The organism is uncultured Ellagibacter sp., assembly GCF_934643285.1.
In the GTDB taxonomy this organism is placed as follows: domain Bacteria; phylum Actinomycetota; class Coriobacteriia; order Coriobacteriales; family Eggerthellaceae; genus Ellagibacter.
Map to the genome: position 1 here is coordinate 11,149 of NZ_CAKUBT010000014.1, position 21,127 is coordinate 32,275.

Here is a 21,127-nt window from a genome sequence, read left to right on the forward strand (position 1 = left end):
CGCTGCACTTTTTGCTAGCGGGCGCCTCGTGTACGCGAAACGCCCGCCCGACTCACGGCAGCACCCGCGTCCCGCTTACGCGAGCTCGGTTTCCACCTCGAGCTTGCCCGCGTCCTGCGCCCTGCCATGCGATCCGTCGGCGTTCACGAAGGTGTCGCGTGCCGCGCGGGCCTCGGACTCCTTCTCCGCCAGATTCGCCTTCGCAACCGAGATCATCAGCTTGATGCGGTTGAGCTGATTCACCTCCGACGCACCCGGATCGTAGTCGACGGCCACGATGTTGCTTTCGGGATAGCGGCGGCGCAGCTCCTTGATCACGGCCTTGCCGACCACATGGTTCGGCAGGCACGCGAACGGCTGGGTGCACACCACGTTCGGCGCGCCGGTCTTGATAAGCTCCACCATCTCGGCGGTGAGCAGCCACCCCTCGCCCATCGAGTTGCACAGCGAGAGGATCTCACTCGCATATTCGGCCAGCTCGTAGATGTTCGCCGGCGGGTTGAAGCGCGACGAGTCGGCGAGCGCCTTGTTCACCGGCGCGCGGAACTTCTTGATGGCGGAAAGCGCCACCTTCGACCCGAGCGCGCCCTTCGAGCTGCGCCCGAGCGGGTCCTTCTGGAAAATGCCGCCCGCAACGCCGAACAGGAAGAACTCTATGAGCCCCGGCACCACAGCCTCGCACCCTTCCCGCTCGATCACGTCGACAATCTGGTTGTTCGCCGTGGGGTGGAACTTCACGAGGATCTCGCCCACCACACCGACGCGCGGTTTGGTTCCCTCGCCCTGGAGCGGCAGCGTGTCGAAGTCCTCGACGATCTGGCGAATCGTGCGCTTGAAGCGGCCGTAGGACTCGCCGGTTTCCAGCTGGCCCTTGCACGTGGCCATCCAGTGGTCGAACAGGCGATTCGCGCTACCAGGCTCCACCTCGTAGGGGCGCGTGCGGTAGAGGCACTGCATGAGCACGTCGCCGTACTGCAGCGCGTACACGGCCTGGAGCAGCATCTTCGGCGTGATCTTGAAGCCAGGATTGTGTTCGCCCAAATCCTTGAACGAGATGGCGATCACGGGAATGTGCGCGAGGCCCACAGCCTTCAATGCCTTGCGGATAAGCGAGATGTAGTTGGTGGCGCGGCAACCGCCGCCCGTCTGCGTGATGAGCACGGCAAGCTTGTCAGTGTCATAGCGCCCCGACATGACGGCTTCCATAATCTGGCCGGTGACCAGAATGGACGGATAGCAGATGTCGTTATTCACATACTTGAGGCCCGCATCGACCGCGCCGTGGTCCACACTCGGCAGAAGCTCGACGTTGTAGCCGAAGCGGCTGAAAATGGGCACGAGAAGCTCGAAATGGTACGGCGCCATCTGCGGAGCCAGGATGGTGTAGCCCTGCTCCTTCATCTCCTCAGTGAACACCGCGCGCGGGAACTCCGTGTCGGCGCCCTCGCGCTGGCGCATGCGCTCCTGAGCCTCGGGCGCGGCCTTCTCGTTGAACGCGTCAGGGACGGCGTCGGGCGAGATCTCAATGTCACACGCGGGGCAGCTGGCGGGCTTCGCGGTGCGTTCGGCCTCTTCATCGGCCTGATCCTTCAGTGCGGCAAGGAGGCTGCGCACGCGGATGCGCGCGGCGCCCAAGTTGGACACCTCGTCGATTTTGAGCACGGTGTACACCTTGCCCGCCGACTCGAGAATCTCCTGCACCTGGTCGGTGGTGAGCGCGTCCAAGCCGCAACCGAACGAGTTCAGCTGGATGAGGTCGAGGTCGCGACGTTCGGTCGCCACCTTCGCCGCCGCATAGAGGCGCGTGTGGTACATCCACTGATCGACCAGGCGAATCGGGCGCTCGAGCGTGCCCAAGTGCGCAATGGAGTCCTCAGTGAGCACTGCCAGCCCAAAGCTCGTGAGCAGCTCGGGGATGGCATGGTTGATCTCGGGGTCGTTATGGTAGGGGCGGCCCGCCAGCACGATTCCGTGGGTGCCCGTCTCCTCCATCCACTTCAGGGTCTCGGTGCCCTTCACGCGCATGTCGCGCTTGAACGCCTCGTCTTCGGCCCAAGCGGCGTCGACCGCGGCGTCCACTTCCGCCTGAGTCGGGGCGGAAACACCTTCGCCCATGAGCTCAGGGTGCGCCTCGATAAGTTCAACCATCAGGCGTTTCTTCAGGTGCTCCTTCTTGTCATAGGGCAGCCACGGGTTCAGGAACTGCGTCGACGACTCGCGCAGCTCATCGATGTTCAGACGCAGCGCCTCGGCGTAGCTCGCCACGATCGGGCAGTTGAAATGGTTGCCCGCCGTGTCGTCTTCCTGGCGCTCCCATTTGCTGCAGGGGAACCAGATGAAGTCCGGATGCTTGTCGAGCAGATTCATGATGTGGCCGTGCGAAAGCTTCGCCGGGTAGCACACGCTCTCCGACGGCATGGATTCGATGCCCGCCTCGTAGGTCTTCTTCGTGGACGGGTCGGAAAGCACCACGCGCCATCCGAGCTTCGTGAAGAAGGTGAACCAGAACGGGTAGTTCTCGTACATGTTGAGCGCGCGGGGGATGCCCACCGTGCCGCGCGGGGCCTTGTCAGCGGAAAGCGGCGTGTAGTGGTCGAACAGGCGTTTGCTCTTGTACTCGAAGAGGTTCGGCACCTGCTGCGACTTCTTGTCGAGCGCGCCGGCGCCCTTCTCGCAGCGGTTGCCCGTGATGAAGCGGCGGTGTTTGCCGGTGTTCTCGTCCTTGCCGAAATCGTTCACCGTGAGCAGGCAGGCGTTCGAGCAGCCCTTGCAACGCACGGTCTTGTGCGTGGGGGCAAGCGATTCGATCTGCTCGAGGGAAAGCAGCGTGGATTTGACCTGCGGGGCGATGACTTCGGCGTCGGCGGAACTCCGCTCAGAAGCTTCGCAGCCTTCGCTTCGTCCCGCGGGCGCCGAAGTCGCCCAGGCGGAAGCCGATTCAACCTGCGGGACGGCGGAAGCCGCGGTCGAGCTATGCTCAGAAGCTTCGCAGCCTTCGCTCCGCTCGCCGGCGTCTTCCGCCTGGTCGTGAGTGGATTCCAGCGCTGCGACCTGCTTGCGGTAGCGGTCGCGCGCGAGGAGCGCGGCACCGTAGGCGCCCATGTTGCCCGCGATGTCGGGGCGCACGGCATGCACGCCCGCGAGCTGCTCGAACGCGCGCAGCACCGCGTCATTGAGGAACGTGCCGCCCTGCACGATGACCTTCGTGCCCACATCATGCGGGTCGCGGATTTTGATAACTTTGAACAGCGCGTTCTTGATGACCGAGATGGCCAGGCCCGCGGCGATGTCACCAACCGTGGCGCCTTCCTTCTGCGCCTGCTTCACGCGGGAATTCATGAACACAGTGCAGCGACTTCCCAGGTCAACGGGGTTTTCTGCATGGATTGCCGTCTTGGCGAACTCGGAAACGTCCAGGTTCAGGCCCGTCGCGAAGCTCTCGATGAAGCTGCCGCAGCCCGACGAGCACGCCTCGTTCAGCATGATATGGTCGATCACGCCGTCCTTCACGCGCAGGCACTTCATGTCCTGGCCGCCGATGTCGAGGATGAACTCCACGCCCGGAAGCATCTGCTGAGCGCCGCGCAGGTGCGCGACCGTCTCGATCTCGCCCGAGTCGACGCGCAGCGCCTCAAGGAGCAGCGCCTCGCCATAGCCGGTGACCGTGGCATGCCCGATGGTGATGAGCGGCTCGCCCGTCTCGGCGTCGACCGGCATGTCGTTGTAGAGCTTGGCGATGGCGGCCTTCGCGCATCCGAGCACGTCGCCCTTGTTCGACACGTAGTGCGACCAGAGCAGGCTGCCTTCCTCGTCGATGAGCGTCGCCTTGAACGTGGTCGAGCCCGCGTCGATGCCCAGATAGGCAACGCCCGTGTAATCCATGAGGCTCTCGCGCTTCACGCACTCGGCGGCATGGCGCTCGTTGAACTCGTCGAGCTCGGCGTCGTTTGCGAACAGCGGAGGCAGGCGCACGACCTCGGAACCTTGGATATCGCCCAGGTTCTTCAAGCGGTCAAGCACGTCTGCGAGCTTCTCGGCACGCACGGTCGAGCTCGCCGCGCCCGCAATGGCGCAGCCGCTTGCCACGAACAGGTGCGCGTTGTCGGGCACAATGCGGTGCTCCTCGTCAAGCTCGAGCGTCTCATAGAAGCGTTTGCGCAGTTCAGGAAGGTATTGCAGCGGGCCACCCAAAAATGCCACGTAGCCGCGGATGGGGCGCCCGCATGCAAGGCCGGAGATAGTCTGCGTCACGACGGACTGGAAGATAGAGGCGGCGATGTCCTCCTTGCGCGCGCCCTCGTTCAAAAGCGGCTGCACGTCGGTCTTCGCGAACACGCCGCAGCGCGAGGCGATGGGATAGATGGTGGTCGCGTTTTGCGCGAGCTCGTTCAAGCCGCCCGCATCGGTGTTCAGAAGCGCCGCCATCTGGTCGATGAATGCGCCCGTTCCGCCCGCGCAGGTGCCGTTCATGCGCTGCTCGATGCCGTTTTCGAAGTAGATGATCTTCGCGTCCTCGCCGCCGAGCTCGATGGCCACGTCGGTTTTGGGGATGAAGGTTTCGACCGCGGTTTTGCTCGCGATGACCTCCTGCACGAACTCGATGCCAAGCCACTGGGCCAAAAGCAGGCCGCCCGAGCCGGTGATGGCGATCGTCATGCGCTCATCGCCGAAGCCTTCGGCGGCCTCGGAGAGCACTTCCACGATCGTTGCGCGCACGTCAGCGTGGTGGCGACGATAGACCGAGTACTTGACCTGGTTGTTCTCATCCAAGATGGCAAGCTTCACCGTCGTCGAGCCGACATCGATGCCGATATGGAGCGCGTCCTTCACGACGGGTTCTCCAATCGGAGTCGCGTCAACCGTTGTGGTGCGGGGCGCGCAACCCTCGCCCGAGCATGCACCAAGCGACGCCTTCTCGTCCGCCGTCAATTCCTGATTGTTCATGTTTTCGTCTTCCATCGTTATCGCCTTCGTTTACAACTTGATCGGATCGCCCGGTTTGATGAAGAAGAGCTTCATCGCGATAAGTGCCATGTCCTGGGAGCTCTCGCACATGCCCGTTTCGACCCAACGCGTGATGACCCCCAGATACGCGCTCGCGTAGAACGCAACGTAATATTGCACGAACGGCTCGGGGTTGTTGCGATAGCGCTCGTGCAGGATGGTCTGGATGATTTCAGTGCACAGCGCATCGCGCACGCGGGGGCCGAAGCTCGGGTCGCCCTTGGGGCCCATCACCGCATGCAGGAAGTCGCCCTGTTCGCGCAGGCAGTCGAACAGTTCCACCAAAAAGGGCATCGGGCGCTTGCTCACGCGGTAGCGCATGACGTCCTTCAGGCCGATCGTCTGCATCTTTGCCTGAAGAGCCTCGAGGTCGGCCATGATGTCTCCCTCAAGGGCACGAAGCAGCCCGTCTTTGTCCCCGAAGATGTTGTAGAGCGTGCCGCGGTTGAGCCCCGCGCGAGCGCACAGGTCGCTTGCGGAGAACCCGTCGAGCCCATTTTCCTCCGTCAGCTCGATGAAGGCCTCGCGCAGCGCCTGCTTAGAGCGCGTGATCCGCCGATCTTCAGAAGCGGCACCTTCGTTTGCCGAACATGTCATAAGCTCCACCCCCATTCAACAATCCGACCAATAATAAACATATTGTTCAATAGTGTGATTGTAGCGAGCTGACACGCGAATGGCAACGGATGCGCGCCCTGTTTACACAGGTTTTGCTGGAAAAGCAGGAGCCGACCAAGGCGCAGCCGAATCACCTTCCCCCGCCGCGCCAAATCAGCGCCGTTTTTCCCGCTAAAACGATGACAGCTGCCGTTTCCCCTCCGAAAAAAGGTATCCTGTTCGAAGAAATCAACAGCCCACGCGCAATTCAAACGCCCATTCGCGAGAGGGAGAGCATCTATGCAAATCACACCTGCCGAAATCGCCGAAACCCTGGCGATGGTGAACAAGGAGCACCTCGACATCCGAACGATCACGCTCGGACTGAACCTGCGAGGATGCACCGATTCGGACATCGACACGATGGCCCGCAAGGTCTACGACCGCATGACCACCGCAGCCGAGCAGCTCGTTCCCACCGCCGAACAGCTCGAACGCGAATACGGCATCCCTATCGTGAACAAGCGCATCTCGGTGACGCCCATCGCCGAGATCTGCGCGGCGACCGACGCCCGCGACCTGTCGCCTATCGCTGTGGCCATGGACAAGGCCGCGAAGGTCATCGGCGTCGATTTCGTCGGCGGCTTCTCCGCCCTCGTGCACAAGGGCGCGTCGCGCGCAGACAACAACCTTATGGACTCCATCCCCGACGCCCTCGCGGCGACCGACTTCGTGTGCTCGAGCGTGAACGTGGGCTCGACGCGCGCGGGCATCAATATGGACGCCGCCTTCAAGATGGCGGGCATCGTGAAGAAGACCGCCGAGGCGACCGCCGATCGCCAGTGCATCGGCGCAGGTAAACTGGTTGTTTTCTGCAATGCAGTGGAGGATAACCCCTTCATGGCGGGCGCGTTCCACGGTTCGGGCGAGGCCGACGCCGTCGTGAACGTGGGCGTATCGGGCCCGGGCGTTGTGCGTTCGGTGCTCGCTAACATGCCGAAAGACGCCGACATGACCGCCATCTCGGAAGCGATCAAGGCGACCGTCTTCAAAATCACGCGCGCAGGCGAACTCATGGCTCGCGAGGCGAGCAAGCGCCTGGGCGTGACGAAGGGCATCCTCGATTTGTCGCTCGCGCCGACGCCGGCAGAAGGCGACTCGGTCGCGGAGATCTTGGAAACCATCGGCGTCGGAAAGTGCGGCGGCCCGGGCACCACGGCAGCGCTTGCCATGCTCAACGACGCGGTGAAGAAGGGCGGCGTCATGGCATCGTCGAGCGTCGGCGGACTTTCGGGCGCGTTCATTCCCGTGTCGGAAGATGCCGGCATGATCCGCGCAGCCGAGGCAGGCGCCCTTTCCCTTGAGAAGCTCGAGGCCATGACCTGCGTCTGCAGCGTGGGCCTCGATATGATCGCCATCCCGGGCGACACCTCGGTGGAAACGATCTTCGGCATCATCGCCGACGAGTGCGCCATCGGCATGATCAACAACAAGACCACCGCCGTGCGCGTCATCCCCGCCATCGGCAAGAAGGTCGGCGACCGACTGGAGTTCGGCGGCCTTCTGGGATACGCCCCCGTCATGCCCGTGAACGGACACGCTGGCACCGTCTTCGCCCACCGCGGAGGCCGCATGCCCGCCCCGATCAACAGCTTGAAGAACTAGCAAGCGTCAACGTCAAAACAGCAAGAGGGGCCGAAGCATTTCAACTTCGGCCCCTCTTCATATTGCAGGGAGTCCCCGCTTCCATCTTATCGAAATCTCAGCACATATCCGCAGGTCGGGGGTAGGTGCTTTCCGAACAATGCAGCTACGGGCGTCAAGCGGCGGCAGCGCTCGCATCGCGTAAAGCGCTCATCGTACACGCAGCACAACCGCGAGTCCTCGTCGAGAAACTCGCACGGCGCCGAGAAGTCGATGCCGACAAAGCCGTCTTCACCGACTTCCCGCTCGTAGCAGCACATCCCGCAACGCAGGCACGCATCGTCCCACGAACCGTCGAACCACGCCCGCAGCGCTGCAATCGGCTTCAGCATCGCCTGACTAGTCCCGCGTCAGCTTGCGATGGAGGCGATGCGGCTTCGAGGCCTCCTCGCCCAAGCGCTCGATGCGATTCTTCTGGTAGCTGTCGAAGTTACCCTCGAACCAGAACCAGTTGCCCGGGTTCTCGTCGGTGCCCTCCCACGCGAGGATGTGCGTGGCGATGCGGTCGAGGAACATGCGGTCGTGGCTCGTCACAACGGCGCATCCGGGGAACTCGAGCAGCGCCTTTTCCAAACTGGAAAGCGTCTCAACGTCCAGGTCGTTTGTGGGCTCGTCGAGCAGCAGCAGGTTGCCGCCCTGCTTCAGCGTGAGCGCCAAATTCAGGCGATTGCGCTCGCCACCCGAGAGAACGCCGGCGGGTTTCTGCTGATCAGAACCTTTGAAGCCGAAGCTTGCCACATACGCGCGGCTCGGCACCTCGGTCTCGCACACCATCATGTAGTCGAGCCCGTCAGAGACCACCTCCCAGACGTTCTTCTTGGGATCGATGCCCTCGCGCCCCTGATCGACGTAGGAGAGCTTCACCGTCTCGCCCAGCTCGAGCGTACCCGAGGTCGGCTGCTCCTTGCCGACGATCATCTTGAAGAGCGTCGACTTGCCCACGCCGTTCGGGCCGATCACGCCCACAATACCGTTGCGCGGCAACTCGAACGACAGGTTGTCGATGAGCACGCGATCGCCGAAGCTCTTGCAGAGTCCGTCCACCTTGAGCACGTTCGCGCCAAGGCGCGGACCTGCGGGAATGTGGATCTCAGTGAAGTCAACCTTCTTCGACTGCGCGGCCTCGGCCACCATCTGGTCGTAACGCTCCAGACGTGCGCGGCTTTTCGCCTGGCGCGCCTTCGGGGACGAGCGCACCCACTCGAGTTCCTCGGAAAGGCGCTTCGCGAGTTTCTCGTCGCGCTGCTTCTGCGACGCCAGGCGCGCAGCCTTCGTCTCGAGGTACGTGGTGTAATTGCCCTTGTAAGGGTACAAATGCCCGCGGTCGACCTCGCAGATCCACTCGGCGACGTTGTCCAAGAAGTAGCGGTCGTGCGTGACGGCGAGCACCGCTCCTTGGTACTTGTGGAGGAACTGCTCGAGCCACAGGACGGACTCGGCATCCAAGTGGTTCGTCGGCTCGTCCAAAAGCAGCAGGTCAGGCGCCTCAAGCAGCAAGCGGCAGAGCGCCACGCGCCTGCGTTCGCCGCCGGAGAGCACGTTCACCGGCATATCGGGGTCGGGACACTGCAGCGCGTCCATCGCCTGCGAGAGCTGGCTGTCCAAATCCCAGCCGTCAACTGCGTCGATAGCATCCTGCAGCTCGCCCATTTCCGCCATGAGCGCGTCGAAGTCGGCGTCGGGCTCGGCCATGAGCCCGCCGATCTCGTTGAAGCGATCAATCTTCGCCTTCACGTCGCCGAACGCGAGCTCGATGTTCTCAAGCACCGTCTTGTCCTCATCGAGCGGCGGCTCCTGCTGAAGGATTCCCACGGTGTAGCCGGGCGTGAGGCGCGCCTCGCCGTTGGAGACCTCCTCCATGCCCGCCATCAGCTTCAAAAGCGTGGACTTGCCCATGCCGTTCGGGCCGACCACGCCGATCTTCGCGCCGGGATAGAACGACAGTGTGACGTCGTCCAAGATCACCTTGTCGCCGTGCGCCTTGCGCGCCTTGTACATCTGGTAAATGAATTCGGCCATTCGATAGACTCCCTATTGTCCTGGTCATTGCATACGTGAGGCCTATTGTATCAAGCAAACGTCCGTTACAGCTCGAATGCCTCCAAATCATCGGGCACGTGGAGGTTGCCGCCGTACACGCTGCGGCCTTCGGCGACGTAGCGTTCCTTGCGATGCGCCAGGTCGTCATCTTCCGTATGGTAGAGCACGAGGTTCTCCACACTGAGATGCTCCGCCGTCGCGCATGCCTCGCGCACGGTCCCATGGTGAATCGGGTGCGGATTGCAACGCTCGATGTCAGCGTGGCGGCAGTAGGCCTCGTGGACAAGCCACGTCGCCCCTTCGACATGAGAGAAGTTCTCGCTGGTCAGCGGCTCATCTCCGCTGCAGGCGAAAAACTTGCCCGGGGCGTATTCCATCGTGAGCCCGAACTGCTTGGCCGAGCCGGTCGAATGGATGTCGAAGAAGGTCGCGGGACGCCCGAGAACCTGCGCCGCGTCGCCGTCTTCGACCGCATGAAGGAACACGCGCTTGCCGATGAACGCCGACTCGCTCGGACGCAAGAGCATGTGCGCCAGCTTATCGGCGGCCGCCACGACCTCATCGTTTCCCCAGAAGTGGAATTCCCCCTGATAGTTACCGCACTCCATGCCGTAGCACACCACGCGGAGAATCCAAACGGACCCGAGCAGATGATCGACGTGGGTATGGGTGACGAACAAATCGTGGATGGAATGCCAATCGATGCCCGCCCGCTCGAGCTGGGTCAAGATGCCGTTCCCGCCGCCCGCGTCGATGAGGAAGGTGCGGCCCGATGCCTTCCCCATCGCGTCGTCCTGCAGCGCGAAGCACGCGTTGTAGCATTTCGTTGCGAGCGCATGGCCGGTGCCGAGCATCGTCAACCGCATGGTAAAACCCTTTCGCTTCATGCCTTCAAGGCCTTTCGAGAATAACCGAAACCCTCCAGGAAGATCCGCTCTCAGAAAGCCGCATCCAGCGGACCCGGCGCCTTTCGGGATAACCCCGACCCCTTCCCGGAGGAGGCTTTCGATCCTTTCGAAAAGCCTCACCAAAAAAGAAGGCGCCGCTTTGCAAGCGACGCCTTCAGCCCTTCATCAGTTGCGACGTGAGTGAGGGCTATGCAGCTGAACCCGCGCGGGTTCGTTAAAACGTTTCGCGAACCACCAAGGTATCGAGCGGTTCGGTTTGCTCGTGGCGAGGACTCGGTTCAGCATCCTCGGCACTGTGCCCTACCATCATAAGGTCTACGAGCACATAATTGTTCGGGATATTGAAATTCTTTCGAATAATCGCAGAATCATACGCCCCAACCCAACAACTTCCTAGGTTTTCGGCGGCCGCGGCGTTCGCGATGTTGGTGAGGACGATCGACGTGTCGATGTCGCCGAAGTCGCCCGTTTCATAGCCGAGCCCTTTCGCTGACACGTCGGTATCGTAGGCGCCGATGATTACCGTGGGCGCGCCGTAGCGGCAGCGTGTCGCCTCGTCAATCTTCGCAAGACCTTCGGCGCTTTGCACCACGCAAAGGCGAAACGGCTGCGAGTTCTTCGCCGTGGGAGAAAGCTGCGCCGCCTGAAGCAGCACATCGAGCTCCGCGTCGGTCAACTGCACGTCGGAAAACGAACGCACCGAGTAGCGCGCCTTCAGAAGGTCGAGGTATTCCTGCCCGTTCATGCTGACTCCTTCGATCGATTGCGATTTGCCGAGAACAGTATAACCCTGAAGGCAGACGAGCCGAGCGCGCGAAGCTGGGCGAACAGAGGAGGCTCGACAAGCTCCCCTGCGAGAAGGCCGCGCCAAGAAAAACAGTATCTCAGCCCCGAAAGACTGCGCGGACGAGGTATTCCACGTTCCCTTCCGCGCCTTTGATCGGCGACTCGATGGTGCCCGTCACCTCGAAACCTTCGCGCTTAAAGGCGCAGCTGACCTCTTCCACCGTGCGAGCGCGCACAGCCTCGTCGCGCACGATGCCGTGGTCCGTCTCGTCGTGGCGGGACTCGAATTGGGGCTTGACCAGACCTAAGAACACGCTCGCCGGCGCGCTTTCGGTCGCTGGACGCGACAGGCGCGCGAAAGCGGGAGCCAGCACGGCAAGCCCGATGAAGCTCACATCGCACACGATCAGGTCGAACGGCGCGCCCAATTCCCCCGGATCGGCAAGCTTGATGTTCGTGCGCTCGAACACGCTCACGCGCTCGTCGGTGCGAATCTTCCAAGCGAGCTGACCGTAGTTCACGTCGACGCACGCCACATGCGCAGCGCCCGCCTGCAAAAGGCAATCGGTGAAGCCGCCCGTCGACGACCCGACGTCGATGCAGTTCAGCCCCTGCACGTCCTGCTCGAACGCATCGAGCGCGCCCTGCAGCTTATGCCCTCCGCGCGAAACGAACTGCTTGCGCCCACGCACAACGATTTCCGCATCGGGCGCCACCTTCACCGCGGCACTCGCGACGTACACGTCGTCCACCTTCACCTCATGCGCGAGCACAGCGCGCAAAACCGTGCCTGCGTCAGGAAAAACTCCCTGTTCAACAAGGAGTTCGTCAAGGCGTATCTTTTTCGGCTTTTTCGTCATGGGGACATTATACAGGCTCAATACACGAACACAAGTTCGTTTTTCTATGATACACTACACTCGTGCAAGGTGGCGGGCTACCCCCTATCCCATTAGGAGGTTGCTCATGGTTACCTATACGGAATTGTTCACATTCTGTCTGGTTGTGATAGCGGTTATCGAGCTTTCGTTACGCTTAAGAAAGTGAAGTAGCCGCCCCCGCTAAGACGGGAAACGGCTACTCCCACAAGCTCAAAACTTGCCAACGGGGTAGCTGCCGTAGCAGCGGCGAGCCACCTTGCACGCGTTCAGTATACCATCCTGGCCCGACGCTCGGCCGGACAATCCACCGTTAATCCTTCGGAAGCAAAAGCTGCGCGATCTGCACGGCGTTGAGCGCAGCGCCCTTGCGGATCTGGTCGGCAACAACCCACATCGACAGGCCATGGTCGACCGTGTCGTCGCGGCGAATGCGCCCAACGTAGGTGTCATTCGTGCCCGCGAGCAGGCCGGGCATCGGGTACACATTGTTCGCGGGGTCGTCCATCACGGTGACACCGGGCGCTGCAGCGAGAGCCTCTCGGGCAGCCTCGGGCGTCACGTCGGCGGCGAACTCCACGTTCACGGACTCGCCGTGGCAGCGCAGCACGGGAACGCGTACACAGGTAGCGGCAACCTTCACACCCGCATCGCCCATGATCTTCTTCGTCTCGGCAACCATCTTCCACTCTTCCTTCGTGGAGTCGTCGTCGAGGAACTTGTCGATGTGCGGGATGCAGTTGAAAGCAATGCGATGCTGGAACGCCGACACCGTGAGCTCGTCGTCGGGCGTGCCGCCCAGAAACTCGCGCGTCTGGTCGTAGAGCTCGGCCATGGCGGGTGCGCCGGCGCCGCTTGCCGCCTGATAGGTCGAAACGACGACACGGGTAATTTTCGCCAGGTCATAGAGAGGTTTCAGGGCAACGACCATCTGGATGGTCGAGCAGTTCGGGTTGGCGATGACGCCCGAGTGCCACGACACGTCGCCCGGGTTCACCTCGGGAACCACCAGGGGCACGTCCTCGTCCATGCGGAACGCGCTCGAGTTGTCGATCATGACGGCGCCCGCGGCAACCACGGCTTCACGCATCGCCTTGGAAACGTCGGAGCCTGCGGAGAACAGCGCAATGTCGACGCCCTCGAACGACTCGGGGGTCATTTCCTGCACAGTGAGCTCACCTGCGGGAACGTCGCCGCAGCCCTCGAAGGGAAGCTTCTTGCCAGCCGAGCGCGCAGACGCGAGCGCGCGCACCTCGCTTGCAGGGAAGTCCAGGTCATGCAAGACCTTCAGGAACTCATTTCCCACAGCGCCCGTCGCACCGGCAACAGCGACAACCGGATGAGCAGGGATAACCTTCGTCCAAGCCATGTTTACCTCCCTATCGGCCCTTGTTCATCTTGGCGGCGATTTCTTCCGCCGAAAGCTGGGTTTCCACGAACACGCTGTCGGAATCCAGGCCGAAGGCGGAGTGCAGGCACTGGACCGCCTGAGCGGCCTGCGCGGCATCGACCACCACGGACAGGCGAATCGGGCTCGTGGAGATAGCCAGAATGTTGATGTCGTTTTGGCCCAACGTCTCGAACGCCTTCGCGGCAACGCCCGGCGAGGACTTCATGCCAGTGCCCACCAGGCTCACCTTCGCGATGTCCTCGTCGACTATGTAGGTGCGCGCGTTGATGGTCGGCACGATGCGCTCGACGGTCTCGCGGGCGCGCGGCAGATCGCCGCCCGGGCAGGTGAAGCTGATGTCGGTGATGCCCGACTCCGACACGTTCTGGATGATCATGTCGACGCTGACCTGGTTGGATGCCAGGGCGCTGAACAGCTTCGCCGCCACGCCCGACATATCGGGAACGCCGCGAATCGTGACCTTGACCTCGGACGTGTCGTGCGCAATGCCGGTGATTACCGCTTCCTCCATGTCGGGAGCCTCCTTGATATACGTGCCCTCGGCGTCGGAAAACGCCGAACGGGAATGGATGACGACGTTCCATTTGCGGGCGAACTCGACGGCGCGCATCTGGAGCACGCCGGCGCCCGCGCCAGCGAGTTCGAGCATGTCGTCGTAGGAAATCTGGTCGAGCTTCTTAGCGCGCGGGCACACGCGCGGATCGGCGGTGAAGACGCCTTCGACATCGGAATAGATCTCGCACACGTCGGCATTGATTCCCCAGGCCACAGCCACTGCCGTCGTGTCGGAACCGCCGCGGCCGAGCGTGGTCATGTCATCGTTGTCGTCGATGCCCTGAAAGCCCGCGATCACGGGGATGATGCCCTTGTCGACCGTCTCCATGATGCGGTCGGATCGCACGCTGACGATCTTCGCCTTGTTGTGCGTCCCGTCCGTGCGGATGCCCGCCTGGCGGCCCGTGAAGCTCATGGCGTGATAGCCCTGCGCCTCGAGTGCCATGGCCAGAAGCGTCATCGACACCTGCTCGCCGGTCGAAAGGAGGCGGTCAAGCTCGCGCGCTGGAGGGTTCGTGTTGAGCGCGTTTGCAAGTCCTACCAGCTCATCGGTCGTTTTTCCCATCGCCGAGACGACGGCGACCACATCGTCGCCCGCCTTCTTCTTGGCAATGAGCTTGTTCGCGACCATCTTGATACGCTCGGGCGACGCGACCGACGTCCCCCCGAATTTGCATACGACTAACGACATCTCGATCTTTCTTTTGAAAGGGAAACCTTTGCGCCACTATACCAAACGGCTCGGGATACACTCCCGAGCCGTACACGAGCGAGCGATTTTCCATGCCGAGTACACCAAGCCGCACGTCGCGCGGGGGAAGCGTGCGGTCCCGAGCTGCGAGCAGGGCGGCGTACGCTCGAAGCCCCGGCGGCTCGCACGCCGCACGCTGGCCACGTCCCGCAAGCGGCGCCCAGGCTTCTACTCTCCTGCAGTCGTGCCCTCGGGCATCTTCAAAAGCAGCACGAAGCCGACGATGAACAGCACCGCCACGGAAAGGACGCCGACCGAGCTCGAACCCGTCACCTGGGTGAACACGCTCACGAGCAACGTGCCCATGATGGTCGCGTACTTGCCGAAAATGTCGAAGAAGCCGTAATACTCGTTGGCGTGCTCCTTGGGGATGAGCTTGCCGAACTCGCTGCGCGAGAGCGCCTGGATGCCGCCTTGGAACAGGCCGACGCAGATCGCGAGCACCCAGAACTCGGCAGCGCTGCGCAGGAAGAACGCCGCGAACAGCGTGATCAAAAAGTACGCGAACACGGCGATGAGCAGCATCTTCTTCGTGCCGAAACGCCCCGCAAGGCGCCCGTAGGCAATCGCCGAGGGGAATGCCACGAACTGCGTGACCAAAAGCGCCAGCACAAGGCTCGTCGAGCTGATGCCCAAGTCGGTGCCGTAGCTCGTAGACATCGCGATGATCGTGTGCACGCCGTCGATGTAGAAGAAAAACGCCAGCATGAACATCATGAGCCTGCGGTCGTGGAAAATCTTCTTGCACGTTCCCACAAGGCCCGCAATCGTGTTCTTGAACAGATGCTCCTCGCGCGGCTTGTAGTGCGTCTGGCGCACGTCGCGCCAGATGGGAACGCTGAACGCGAGCCACCACACCGCCGTGATGACGAACGAGATGCGGATGCCGTCAAGCTGCCCGATCCCAAAGTTCTCGCCGAACAGCACGAGCACCAAGCAGATGATGAACGGCACGCACGACCCGATATATCCCCAGGCGTACCCCTGCGACGACACCTCATCGTAGCGCTCCTCGCTCGATGCAGCGTCCACGAGGAAGGCGTCGTAGAACACGAGCGACGCGTTCAACATGACCGACGACACCACGTAGATCACAAGGAACACCATCGCGTCGGAGGGAATGCCCATCACGGCGAGCGTCACCGCGCCCGTGCCGATGGTGCCGGCGAGAAACTTCTTCTTGTTGCCCTTCAGGTCGGCGAGGCTGCCGAGGAACGGCATGAGCAACGCCAGCACAAGCGAAGCCACCGTCGAGGCGTAGCCCCAGGCCACAACCGCAGAAGAGTTCGGGTCGGCAATCGCTGAGAAGTAGATGGGGATAAGCGTCGATGCAAGAAGCACGTAGGCGGAATTGCCCACGTCGTAGAGGACCCAGCTGCGCTCGGGTTTCGTCATATGGGTGCGCGACAACGCAACGCCTTTCACTCAAAGTTCGGAAAATCCCTGCTCACGCGTCATGGCGGCCTATGTAAAACGTACGCAAAGACGCATGGGGGACGTTAACAAGCCGCTCATCATTGTATATGATGCTTTACTTAGCGACAGTAAAATTCCCGTCAGGGGCTCAAAGGATGGAGTTCAGACTATGCCGGCAATCATCACGCACGACACGTTCGGACAGGACGCCTACGCGCGTCATTTCTCCTCCATCGGCGGAACGAAGGACGAGGCCGAGGCCTTCCTCTTGGGAAACCAAGGGCCCGACCCGCTGTTCTATTCCGTTACCAATCCCCTGCTCTCGTCGGTCCATCGGCTCGGGAACATCATGCACAAGGAGAAGCCGAACGAGATACTCGTCGCTTTCAAACAGGCGATCGACGCACTCGATGAGGCGGACCGCTCCGTCGGACGCGCCTATGCGCTCGGGTTCTTGGGCCACTACGTGCTCGACTCGACCATGCACCCGCTCGTGTACTTCCACGAGTTCCAGCTGTGCGATGCGGGCGAGCCGGGTCTTTCGCGCGCGGACGGCAGCGAGGTGCACGCGGTTATCGAAAGCGAGTACGACGAGATGGTGCTCACCGTGAAGCGCGGCGAAACGGTGGCGACGTTCAACCCAGCCGTGAACATCCTCAAGGGTTCCGATCGCATGCTGCGCATCGTTTCGCTTTTGTACGCGAACATGGCGTTCTCCGTGTTCGGCAAGATCATCCCGCGCAACGCGTTCGGCGACGCGGTGCGCTGCTTCCGCCTGGTGCAGCATCTCTTCCATTCGGGCTCTGGCGTGAAGCGCGAGGCCATCGCGCGCATCGAGGAGCTGGTGCGCCCGTACTCGTTCTACCGCGCGATGAGCCACCGCGCGATCCTGGCGGAGACGTGCGCGTACGACAACCGCGAGCACGCCGCCTGGGAGAACCCCTTCACGCATGAGAAATCGGCCGACAGCTTCTGGGACCGCTACGAGAAGGCGCAGCAGCGTTTCGACGAGGTGAGCTTGCTGTTCGACGCCGACGGCTTCAACGCGGAGACGGCGCGCGCCATCACGCGCGACCTCAATTTCTCCGGCGAGCCCGTCGAGGCGAAGCTGCTCGCGGTGGAGTAAGGGCGCGAGTGCGACAATCTGCCTTCTCGAAAAATCGGGGCCTCACAAGCGTACGGCCCTTCTTGTCGCGCGGCCCCCTTCGGCCCGCGCGCAGCTCGATTCCCTATACGCTTCCCTTACGCGAAGCCCCACAGGCTGCAGAGCGCCGGCAGAAGCGTGCAGGTTAGCGCGATTATCAAAAGCGTCGGGATCCAGCCGATCTTCGCCATGTCGGCGAAGCGGTAATACCCAGTCGAATAGGTGAGGATCGGCACGCAGTCGAGTGGCAGAATGTAGGCGAGCGACGCCTGCCACGCTACCACCATCAGCATGCAGTACATGCCGATGCCGAAGTCTCCCGCGATAACGCCGAACGGGTACGCCAGAATGCTCGCAACCGCCGGCCCCACGGGCACGATGTTGTGCACGATCGCGCCGATGGTCGACAGCACGGCGAGCACCACCACGGGCACCTTCCAGCTTTCGGGAAGCGCGCCCACAACGGCGTTCACGATCCAGTCGCCGGCACCTGTGGCAACCACGAAATGCGCAACCGACAAAATGCACATGATCATAACCAGAACGCCCCAGTTCATGCGCGAAACAAGCTCCTTGAACTGCAGCGTGGAGCAACCCGGCACCGAAAGCGCCACCACCGCGCAGATGGCAATCATGGCGGTGTTCAGCACGCTGATCCACGAACTTAGGATCCAAAACACCATGGCCAGCGCGATGATCACGATGGTGGCAATTTCAGGCCGCGTGATCTTGCCCATGCCGGAAACCTCGGCCATGGTGGCGTCGATGGATTCCTGCGAAATCTCTTCGGGCTTGAAGAAGCGCGTGATCACGAACCACGAAGCGAACAGCATGATAATGCAGAACGGAAGGCCGATCATCGACCATTCCACGAAGCTCATGTTCACGCCGAACAGCGACGAGAACAGCCCCACGGTGACAACATTGCAGCCGTTGCCCGTCATAACCGCGCAGCCGCCGGCGTAGCTTGCCCACGGAATGGCGATCATCATGGCCTTGCCCATGGGCGACTTCAGCTTCTCGGCGTGGTTCAGCTCGAGCAGGCGCTTGCCAACGGAAATGAACACGCCGCATGCGGCCACGTCGGACATGAAAAAAGACAGGAACGCCGTCGCGCACATGAACCCGAGGAGCATCTTGTTCGTGTTCGTACCCGACCATTTCAGCACGAAGGCCGCGATGCGGGTGGGAAGCGTCGTCGCATCGAGCGCGACCGTGAAGGCGAACGTGCCCATAAGGAAGAACACCGTCGATCCCATGGCGTTCTTGTACGCCTCGTCGAACGTGCACACCCCCATGATGGGCATCATGATCAAAATGAGCAGCGCCGTTGCCGGAAGCGGCAGCGATTCGGTGATCCACAAAAGGATGCCGGCGGCCAAAATACCCAGCACCATGCGTCCTTCGTAGGTGAGCCCCGGCGTGGCCGGAGCCAGTGCGGTCACAGCGATGACGATCGCCGCGATGATGATGAACAGGATGCTCCGCGGCCTCAAACCCGCGGGCTTCAACGCTTGAGCCATGCTACCCCCTAGTGCTCAGCTTATCCTTGTTTCCCCTTGAGTGAGAAAACCCTCGCCGTCGGCTTTCACGCGACGGCGAGGGTTAATACGTTGTGCGAGCTTACGCGGCGCCGAGCATCGGCGGCAGGATGAGCAGAACGGCGCTGAAGAACACCATCGTGGCGACGGTGACGGGCAGGCCGCCCTTCCACATCTCGTTGAACTTGTAGTAGCCGCCCGCATACGAAACCAGAAGCACAGAATCGAGCGGAACCAGGAAGCACAGCGCGCACCATAGAGCCAGCATGACGATGGTCGCGGTGTAGTTGCCGCCAACAGCTCCCACAAGGCCGATGACCGGGGCGGTGACGAGCGCTGCCAGGCCGGGGCCAGAGGGGAAGAAGTTGTGGATGATGGCGAGCACCACGCTGATCACCATGAACAGCGCGAAGAAGCTCATGCCGGAGGTGACGCCCAGAAGCATGTTCACGATCCAAGCGACCGAGCCTGCGGCCGACATGGCAGCAACGATGCCGTTGATGGAAGCCATCATGAGCAGGATGTCCCACGGGCTTTCGGAGCGGTACTGCTTGGAGGTGATCATGGACGTGCCCGGCAGGAACAGAAGGCCGAGCGCGAACAGAGCGACGAACGTGGTGTTCAGGATAGGCAGCCACGAGCTTGCGATCCAGCACACCAAAGCCACGACCAGAACGCCGATGTTGAACTTCTCCTTGAAGTCCATGGGCGGCAAAGCGGAAACCTCGTCCAGGAACTTCTTCACCGTCTCATCGGAAAGCGGCTCGGGCTTGTACACCTTGATGAGGATGAACCAACAGGCCACAAGCGAAAGCGCCACGGGAATGATGGTGTAGCCGAACCATTCGGCGAACGTGATGGTAACGCCGCACGCGCTTTCGGCAAGGCCCAAAACCACGACGTTGATCGGCGTGCCGGAAGGAAGCAGGCAGCCGCCGAACATGACGGCGAACGGAATGGCGAGCGCCAGACAGCGGCCCATGTTGGACTTGCCCTTTTCAGCGCCAGCGGCGCGCAGAAGCGAGGCCGCGAATCCCATCATAATAGCGGTGAGCGCTATGTTGGACATAACAGTGGAAATGATGGCGGAGATGACCATGAAGCCCAAGATGACCAGGTTGATGTTGCCCTTGGTCATGCGCACCACCATCGCGATCAAACGCTGAGGGAACGTGGAGACGCCCAGAAACGTGGTGAAGCCGAAGATGCCGACGAACATCCACAGCGAGCTCGTGAACGTTGCGGCCCATATCTCCTTGTACGTCGCGATTCCCAAGAACCCGCAGAGCGCGACCATCACGAGCGAGGTGATGGGCAAAGGCAAAGCCTCGGTCGCCCACATGACGACGGCAGCCAGAAGCACCATGATCGCCGATTGGCCCTCGCGGGACAGATCAGGCGACCAAAGCGGCCCGAACTGGCCTACGAGGATCAACACGATAGCGACGACTATCCAGGCCCATTTGAACAGCACCTTGTTCTTTTTGACTGATTCAGCCATGTTTTCCCTTCCTTCTCAACTTGATGAGCCCGCAGCATCTTAACAAGTCAGACGCTGCGGGCAAATCCCCTGGGTATCGCTTAGGCCACTGACTTCAGGAAGATGTCGCCCAAAACGACGTCTTCCGCGGTCGTGTCGGCCGAAAGCTCGATGTCCTCGTAGCCTTCCACCGAAGCGGTGACGGTGTAGGGCGCGTCTTCGAGCTCTTTGAAGCGGAACTCGCCGAACTCGTCGGTGGAAAGCGTGGCCACAACCTCGCCGTCGGCGCTGTGCAGTTTCACCTCCGCACCTATGATGACCTCGTTAATCGTGCGGTCCACGAGCACGCCGTACACCCACTTCTTCGGAATGTTGATGTAGTACACGTGCGGGTGAGCGCCTTCGGCGACGGGCATGGGCGTTGCGCCTTCCGGCACGTCCTCCTCGTCGATGTAGGTAAGGGCGCCCGTTGCGCACACGTCCACGCAGCGCGGAACCGTCCAACCGTCATCGAGCAGATGCGCGCATCCCGTGCACTTCTGCGGGATCTCCAGCTTGTCGTTCCAGTAGATTGCGCCCGCCGGGCACGCGTCGACGATCTGCTTTTGGCCCTTGGACTTCTCCGGGTCGATGATGATGAGGCCGTCCTCGCGACGGTACACAGCGCCGTCCTTCGCCGCGTTCATGCACGCTGCGTTTTCGCAATGGCCGCACATGACGGGCGTGTACTGCACCTTCACCTCGGGCACCTTGCCGCGGGTTTCCTGGTTGACCTTGCACCAGAACTGGCCGCTCGTGGGCTGCTCGGCGGCTATGGGGCTCCAGTCGTTGCCGCAGTGCTCGTCTTTGCAGGCCATCTGGCAACCGTAGCAGCCGTTGCACAGGCTCGCATCGAACAGAATGGTTTTCATC

At 61.9% G+C, this 21,127-nt stretch carries 15 protein-coding genes; 2 read left to right on the top strand and 13 right to left on the bottom strand.

From position 1 onward, the window contains the following. Window positions 1-75: 75 nt before the first annotated feature. Complete coding sequence (locus Q0I65_RS07185) at window positions 76-4,944, bottom strand: 2-hydroxyacyl-CoA dehydratase (RefSeq protein ID WP_296061719.1); 4,869 nt, start codon at window positions 4,942-4,944, stop codon at window positions 76-78. A gap of 30 nt (window positions 4,945-4,974) precedes the next feature. Then, entirely contained in the window at window positions 4,975-5,601 is a 627-nt protein-coding gene (locus tag Q0I65_RS07190) for a TetR/AcrR family transcriptional regulator (RefSeq protein WP_296061722.1), read from the bottom strand. A 300-nt stretch (window positions 5,602-5,901) separates the two neighbouring features. Here Q0I65_RS07190 and Q0I65_RS07195 point away from each other — a divergent pair, with 300 nt between their 5' ends. Beyond that, entirely contained in the window at window positions 5,902-7,266 is a 1,365-nt protein-coding gene (locus Q0I65_RS07195; RefSeq protein ID WP_296061726.1) for a PFL family protein, read from the top strand. A gap of 86 nt (window positions 7,267-7,352) precedes the next feature. Here Q0I65_RS07195 and Q0I65_RS07200 read toward each other — a convergent pair whose 3' ends face one another. From Q0I65_RS07200 to Q0I65_RS07235, 8 genes are all read right to left on the bottom strand, one after another. After that, a complete protein-coding gene (locus tag Q0I65_RS07200; RefSeq protein WP_296061728.1) occupies window positions 7,353-7,637 on the bottom strand; it encodes a hypothetical protein in 285 nt (94 codons plus the stop codon). Window positions 7,638-7,644: 7 nt separating this feature from the next. Continuing rightward, window positions 7,645-9,324, bottom strand: a complete 1,680-nt coding sequence (ettA, locus tag Q0I65_RS07205; protein ID WP_296061732.1) for an energy-dependent translational throttle protein EttA — start codon at window positions 9,322-9,324, stop codon at window positions 7,645-7,647. A gap of 65 nt (window positions 9,325-9,389) precedes the next feature. Beyond that, window positions 9,390-10,211: an MBL fold metallo-hydrolase gene (locus tag Q0I65_RS07210; RefSeq protein WP_296061734.1), complete on the bottom strand. Its 822-nt coding sequence runs from the start codon at window positions 10,209-10,211 to the stop codon at window positions 9,390-9,392. A 256-nt stretch (window positions 10,212-10,467) separates the two neighbouring features. Then, a complete protein-coding gene (locus tag Q0I65_RS07215) occupies window positions 10,468-10,998 on the bottom strand; it encodes a nitroreductase family protein (protein WP_296061736.1) in 531 nt (176 codons plus the stop codon). A gap of 139 nt (window positions 10,999-11,137) precedes the next feature. Then, complete coding sequence (locus tag Q0I65_RS07220) at window positions 11,138-11,899, bottom strand: TlyA family RNA methyltransferase (protein WP_296061739.1); 762 nt, start codon at window positions 11,897-11,899, stop codon at window positions 11,138-11,140. Window positions 11,900-12,230: 331 nt separating this feature from the next. After that, window positions 12,231-13,286 (bottom strand): aspartate-semialdehyde dehydrogenase, encoded by a 1,056-nt coding sequence (locus Q0I65_RS07225; protein ID WP_296061745.1) that lies wholly within the window; start codon window positions 13,284-13,286, stop codon window positions 12,231-12,233. Window positions 13,287-13,296: 10 nt separating this feature from the next. Beyond that, entirely contained in the window at window positions 13,297-14,574 is a 1,278-nt protein-coding gene (locus tag Q0I65_RS07230; RefSeq protein WP_296061748.1) for an aspartate kinase, read from the bottom strand. Window positions 14,575-14,802: 228 nt separating this feature from the next. Continuing rightward, window positions 14,803-16,044: an MFS transporter gene (locus Q0I65_RS07235; RefSeq protein ID WP_296061749.1), complete on the bottom strand. Its 1,242-nt coding sequence runs from the start codon at window positions 16,042-16,044 to the stop codon at window positions 14,803-14,805. Window positions 16,045-16,219: 175 nt separating this feature from the next. Here Q0I65_RS07235 and Q0I65_RS07240 point away from each other — a divergent pair, with 175 nt between their 5' ends. Next, a complete protein-coding gene (locus tag Q0I65_RS07240; protein ID WP_296061752.1) occupies window positions 16,220-17,176 on the top strand; it encodes a zinc dependent phospholipase C family protein in 957 nt (318 codons plus the stop codon). 116 nt (window positions 17,177-17,292) lie between these two features. On the opposite strand, the gene Q0I65_RS07245 is transcribed toward Q0I65_RS07240, so the two are convergent. From Q0I65_RS07245 to Q0I65_RS07255, 3 genes are all read right to left on the bottom strand, one after another. After that, entirely contained in the window at window positions 17,293-18,717 is a 1,425-nt protein-coding gene (locus Q0I65_RS07245) for an SLC13 family permease (protein WP_158049329.1), read from the bottom strand. A gap of 100 nt (window positions 18,718-18,817) precedes the next feature. Beyond that, complete coding sequence (locus tag Q0I65_RS07250; RefSeq protein WP_296061755.1) at window positions 18,818-20,236, bottom strand: SLC13 family permease; 1,419 nt, start codon at window positions 20,234-20,236, stop codon at window positions 18,818-18,820. An 80-nt stretch (window positions 20,237-20,316) separates the two neighbouring features. Continuing rightward, window positions 20,317-21,126, bottom strand: coding sequence for a 4Fe-4S dicluster domain-containing protein (locus Q0I65_RS07255; RefSeq protein WP_296061758.1), 810 nt, complete (start codon window positions 21,124-21,126; stop codon window positions 20,317-20,319). Window position 21,127 lies beyond the last annotated feature (1 nt).

What these genes read in the sequence shown, in the direction of transcription:
- Q0I65_RS07185 (WP_296061719.1), bottom strand. Translation starts at nt 4,944, where the DNA reads ATGAACAATCAGGAATTGACGGCGGACGAGAAGGCGTCGCTTGGTGCA.
- Q0I65_RS07190 (WP_296061722.1), bottom strand. Translation starts at nt 5,601, where the DNA reads ATGACATGTTCGGCAAACGAAGGTGCCGCTTCTGAAGATCGGCGGATC.
- Q0I65_RS07195 (WP_296061726.1), top strand. Translation starts at nt 5,902, where the DNA reads ATGCAAATCACACCTGCCGAAATCGCCGAAACCCTGGCGATGGTGAAC.
- Q0I65_RS07200 (WP_296061728.1), bottom strand. Translation starts at nt 7,637, where the DNA reads ATGCTGAAGCCGATTGCAGCGCTGCGGGCGTGGTTCGACGGTTCGTGG.
- ettA (WP_296061732.1), bottom strand. Translation starts at nt 9,324, where the DNA reads ATGGCCGAATTCATTTACCAGATGTACAAGGCGCGCAAGGCGCACGGC.
- Q0I65_RS07210 (WP_296061734.1), bottom strand. Translation starts at nt 10,211, where the DNA reads ATGCGGTTGACGATGCTCGGCACCGGCCATGCGCTCGCAACGAAATGC.
- Q0I65_RS07215 (WP_296061736.1), bottom strand. Translation starts at nt 10,998, where the DNA reads ATGAACGGGCAGGAATACCTCGACCTTCTGAAGGCGCGCTACTCGGTG.
- Q0I65_RS07220 (WP_296061739.1), bottom strand. Translation starts at nt 11,899, where the DNA reads ATGACGAAAAAGCCGAAAAAGATACGCCTTGACGAACTCCTTGTTGAA.
- Q0I65_RS07225 (WP_296061745.1), bottom strand. Translation starts at nt 13,286, where the DNA reads ATGGCTTGGACGAAGGTTATCCCTGCTCATCCGGTTGTCGCTGTTGCC.
- Q0I65_RS07230 (WP_296061748.1), bottom strand. Translation starts at nt 14,574, where the DNA reads ATGTCGTTAGTCGTATGCAAATTCGGGGGGACGTCGGTCGCGTCGCCC.
- Q0I65_RS07240 (WP_296061752.1), top strand. Translation starts at nt 16,220, where the DNA reads ATGCCGGCAATCATCACGCACGACACGTTCGGACAGGACGCCTACGCG.
- Q0I65_RS07245 (WP_158049329.1), bottom strand. Translation starts at nt 18,717, where the DNA reads ATGGCTCAAGCGTTGAAGCCCGCGGGTTTGAGGCCGCGGAGCATCCTG.
- Q0I65_RS07250 (WP_296061755.1), bottom strand. Translation starts at nt 20,236, where the DNA reads ATGGCTGAATCAGTCAAAAAGAACAAGGTGCTGTTCAAATGGGCCTGG.
- Q0I65_RS07255 (WP_296061758.1), bottom strand. Translation starts at nt 21,126, where the DNA reads ATGAAAACCATTCTGTTCGATGCGAGCCTGTGCAACGGCTGCTACGGT.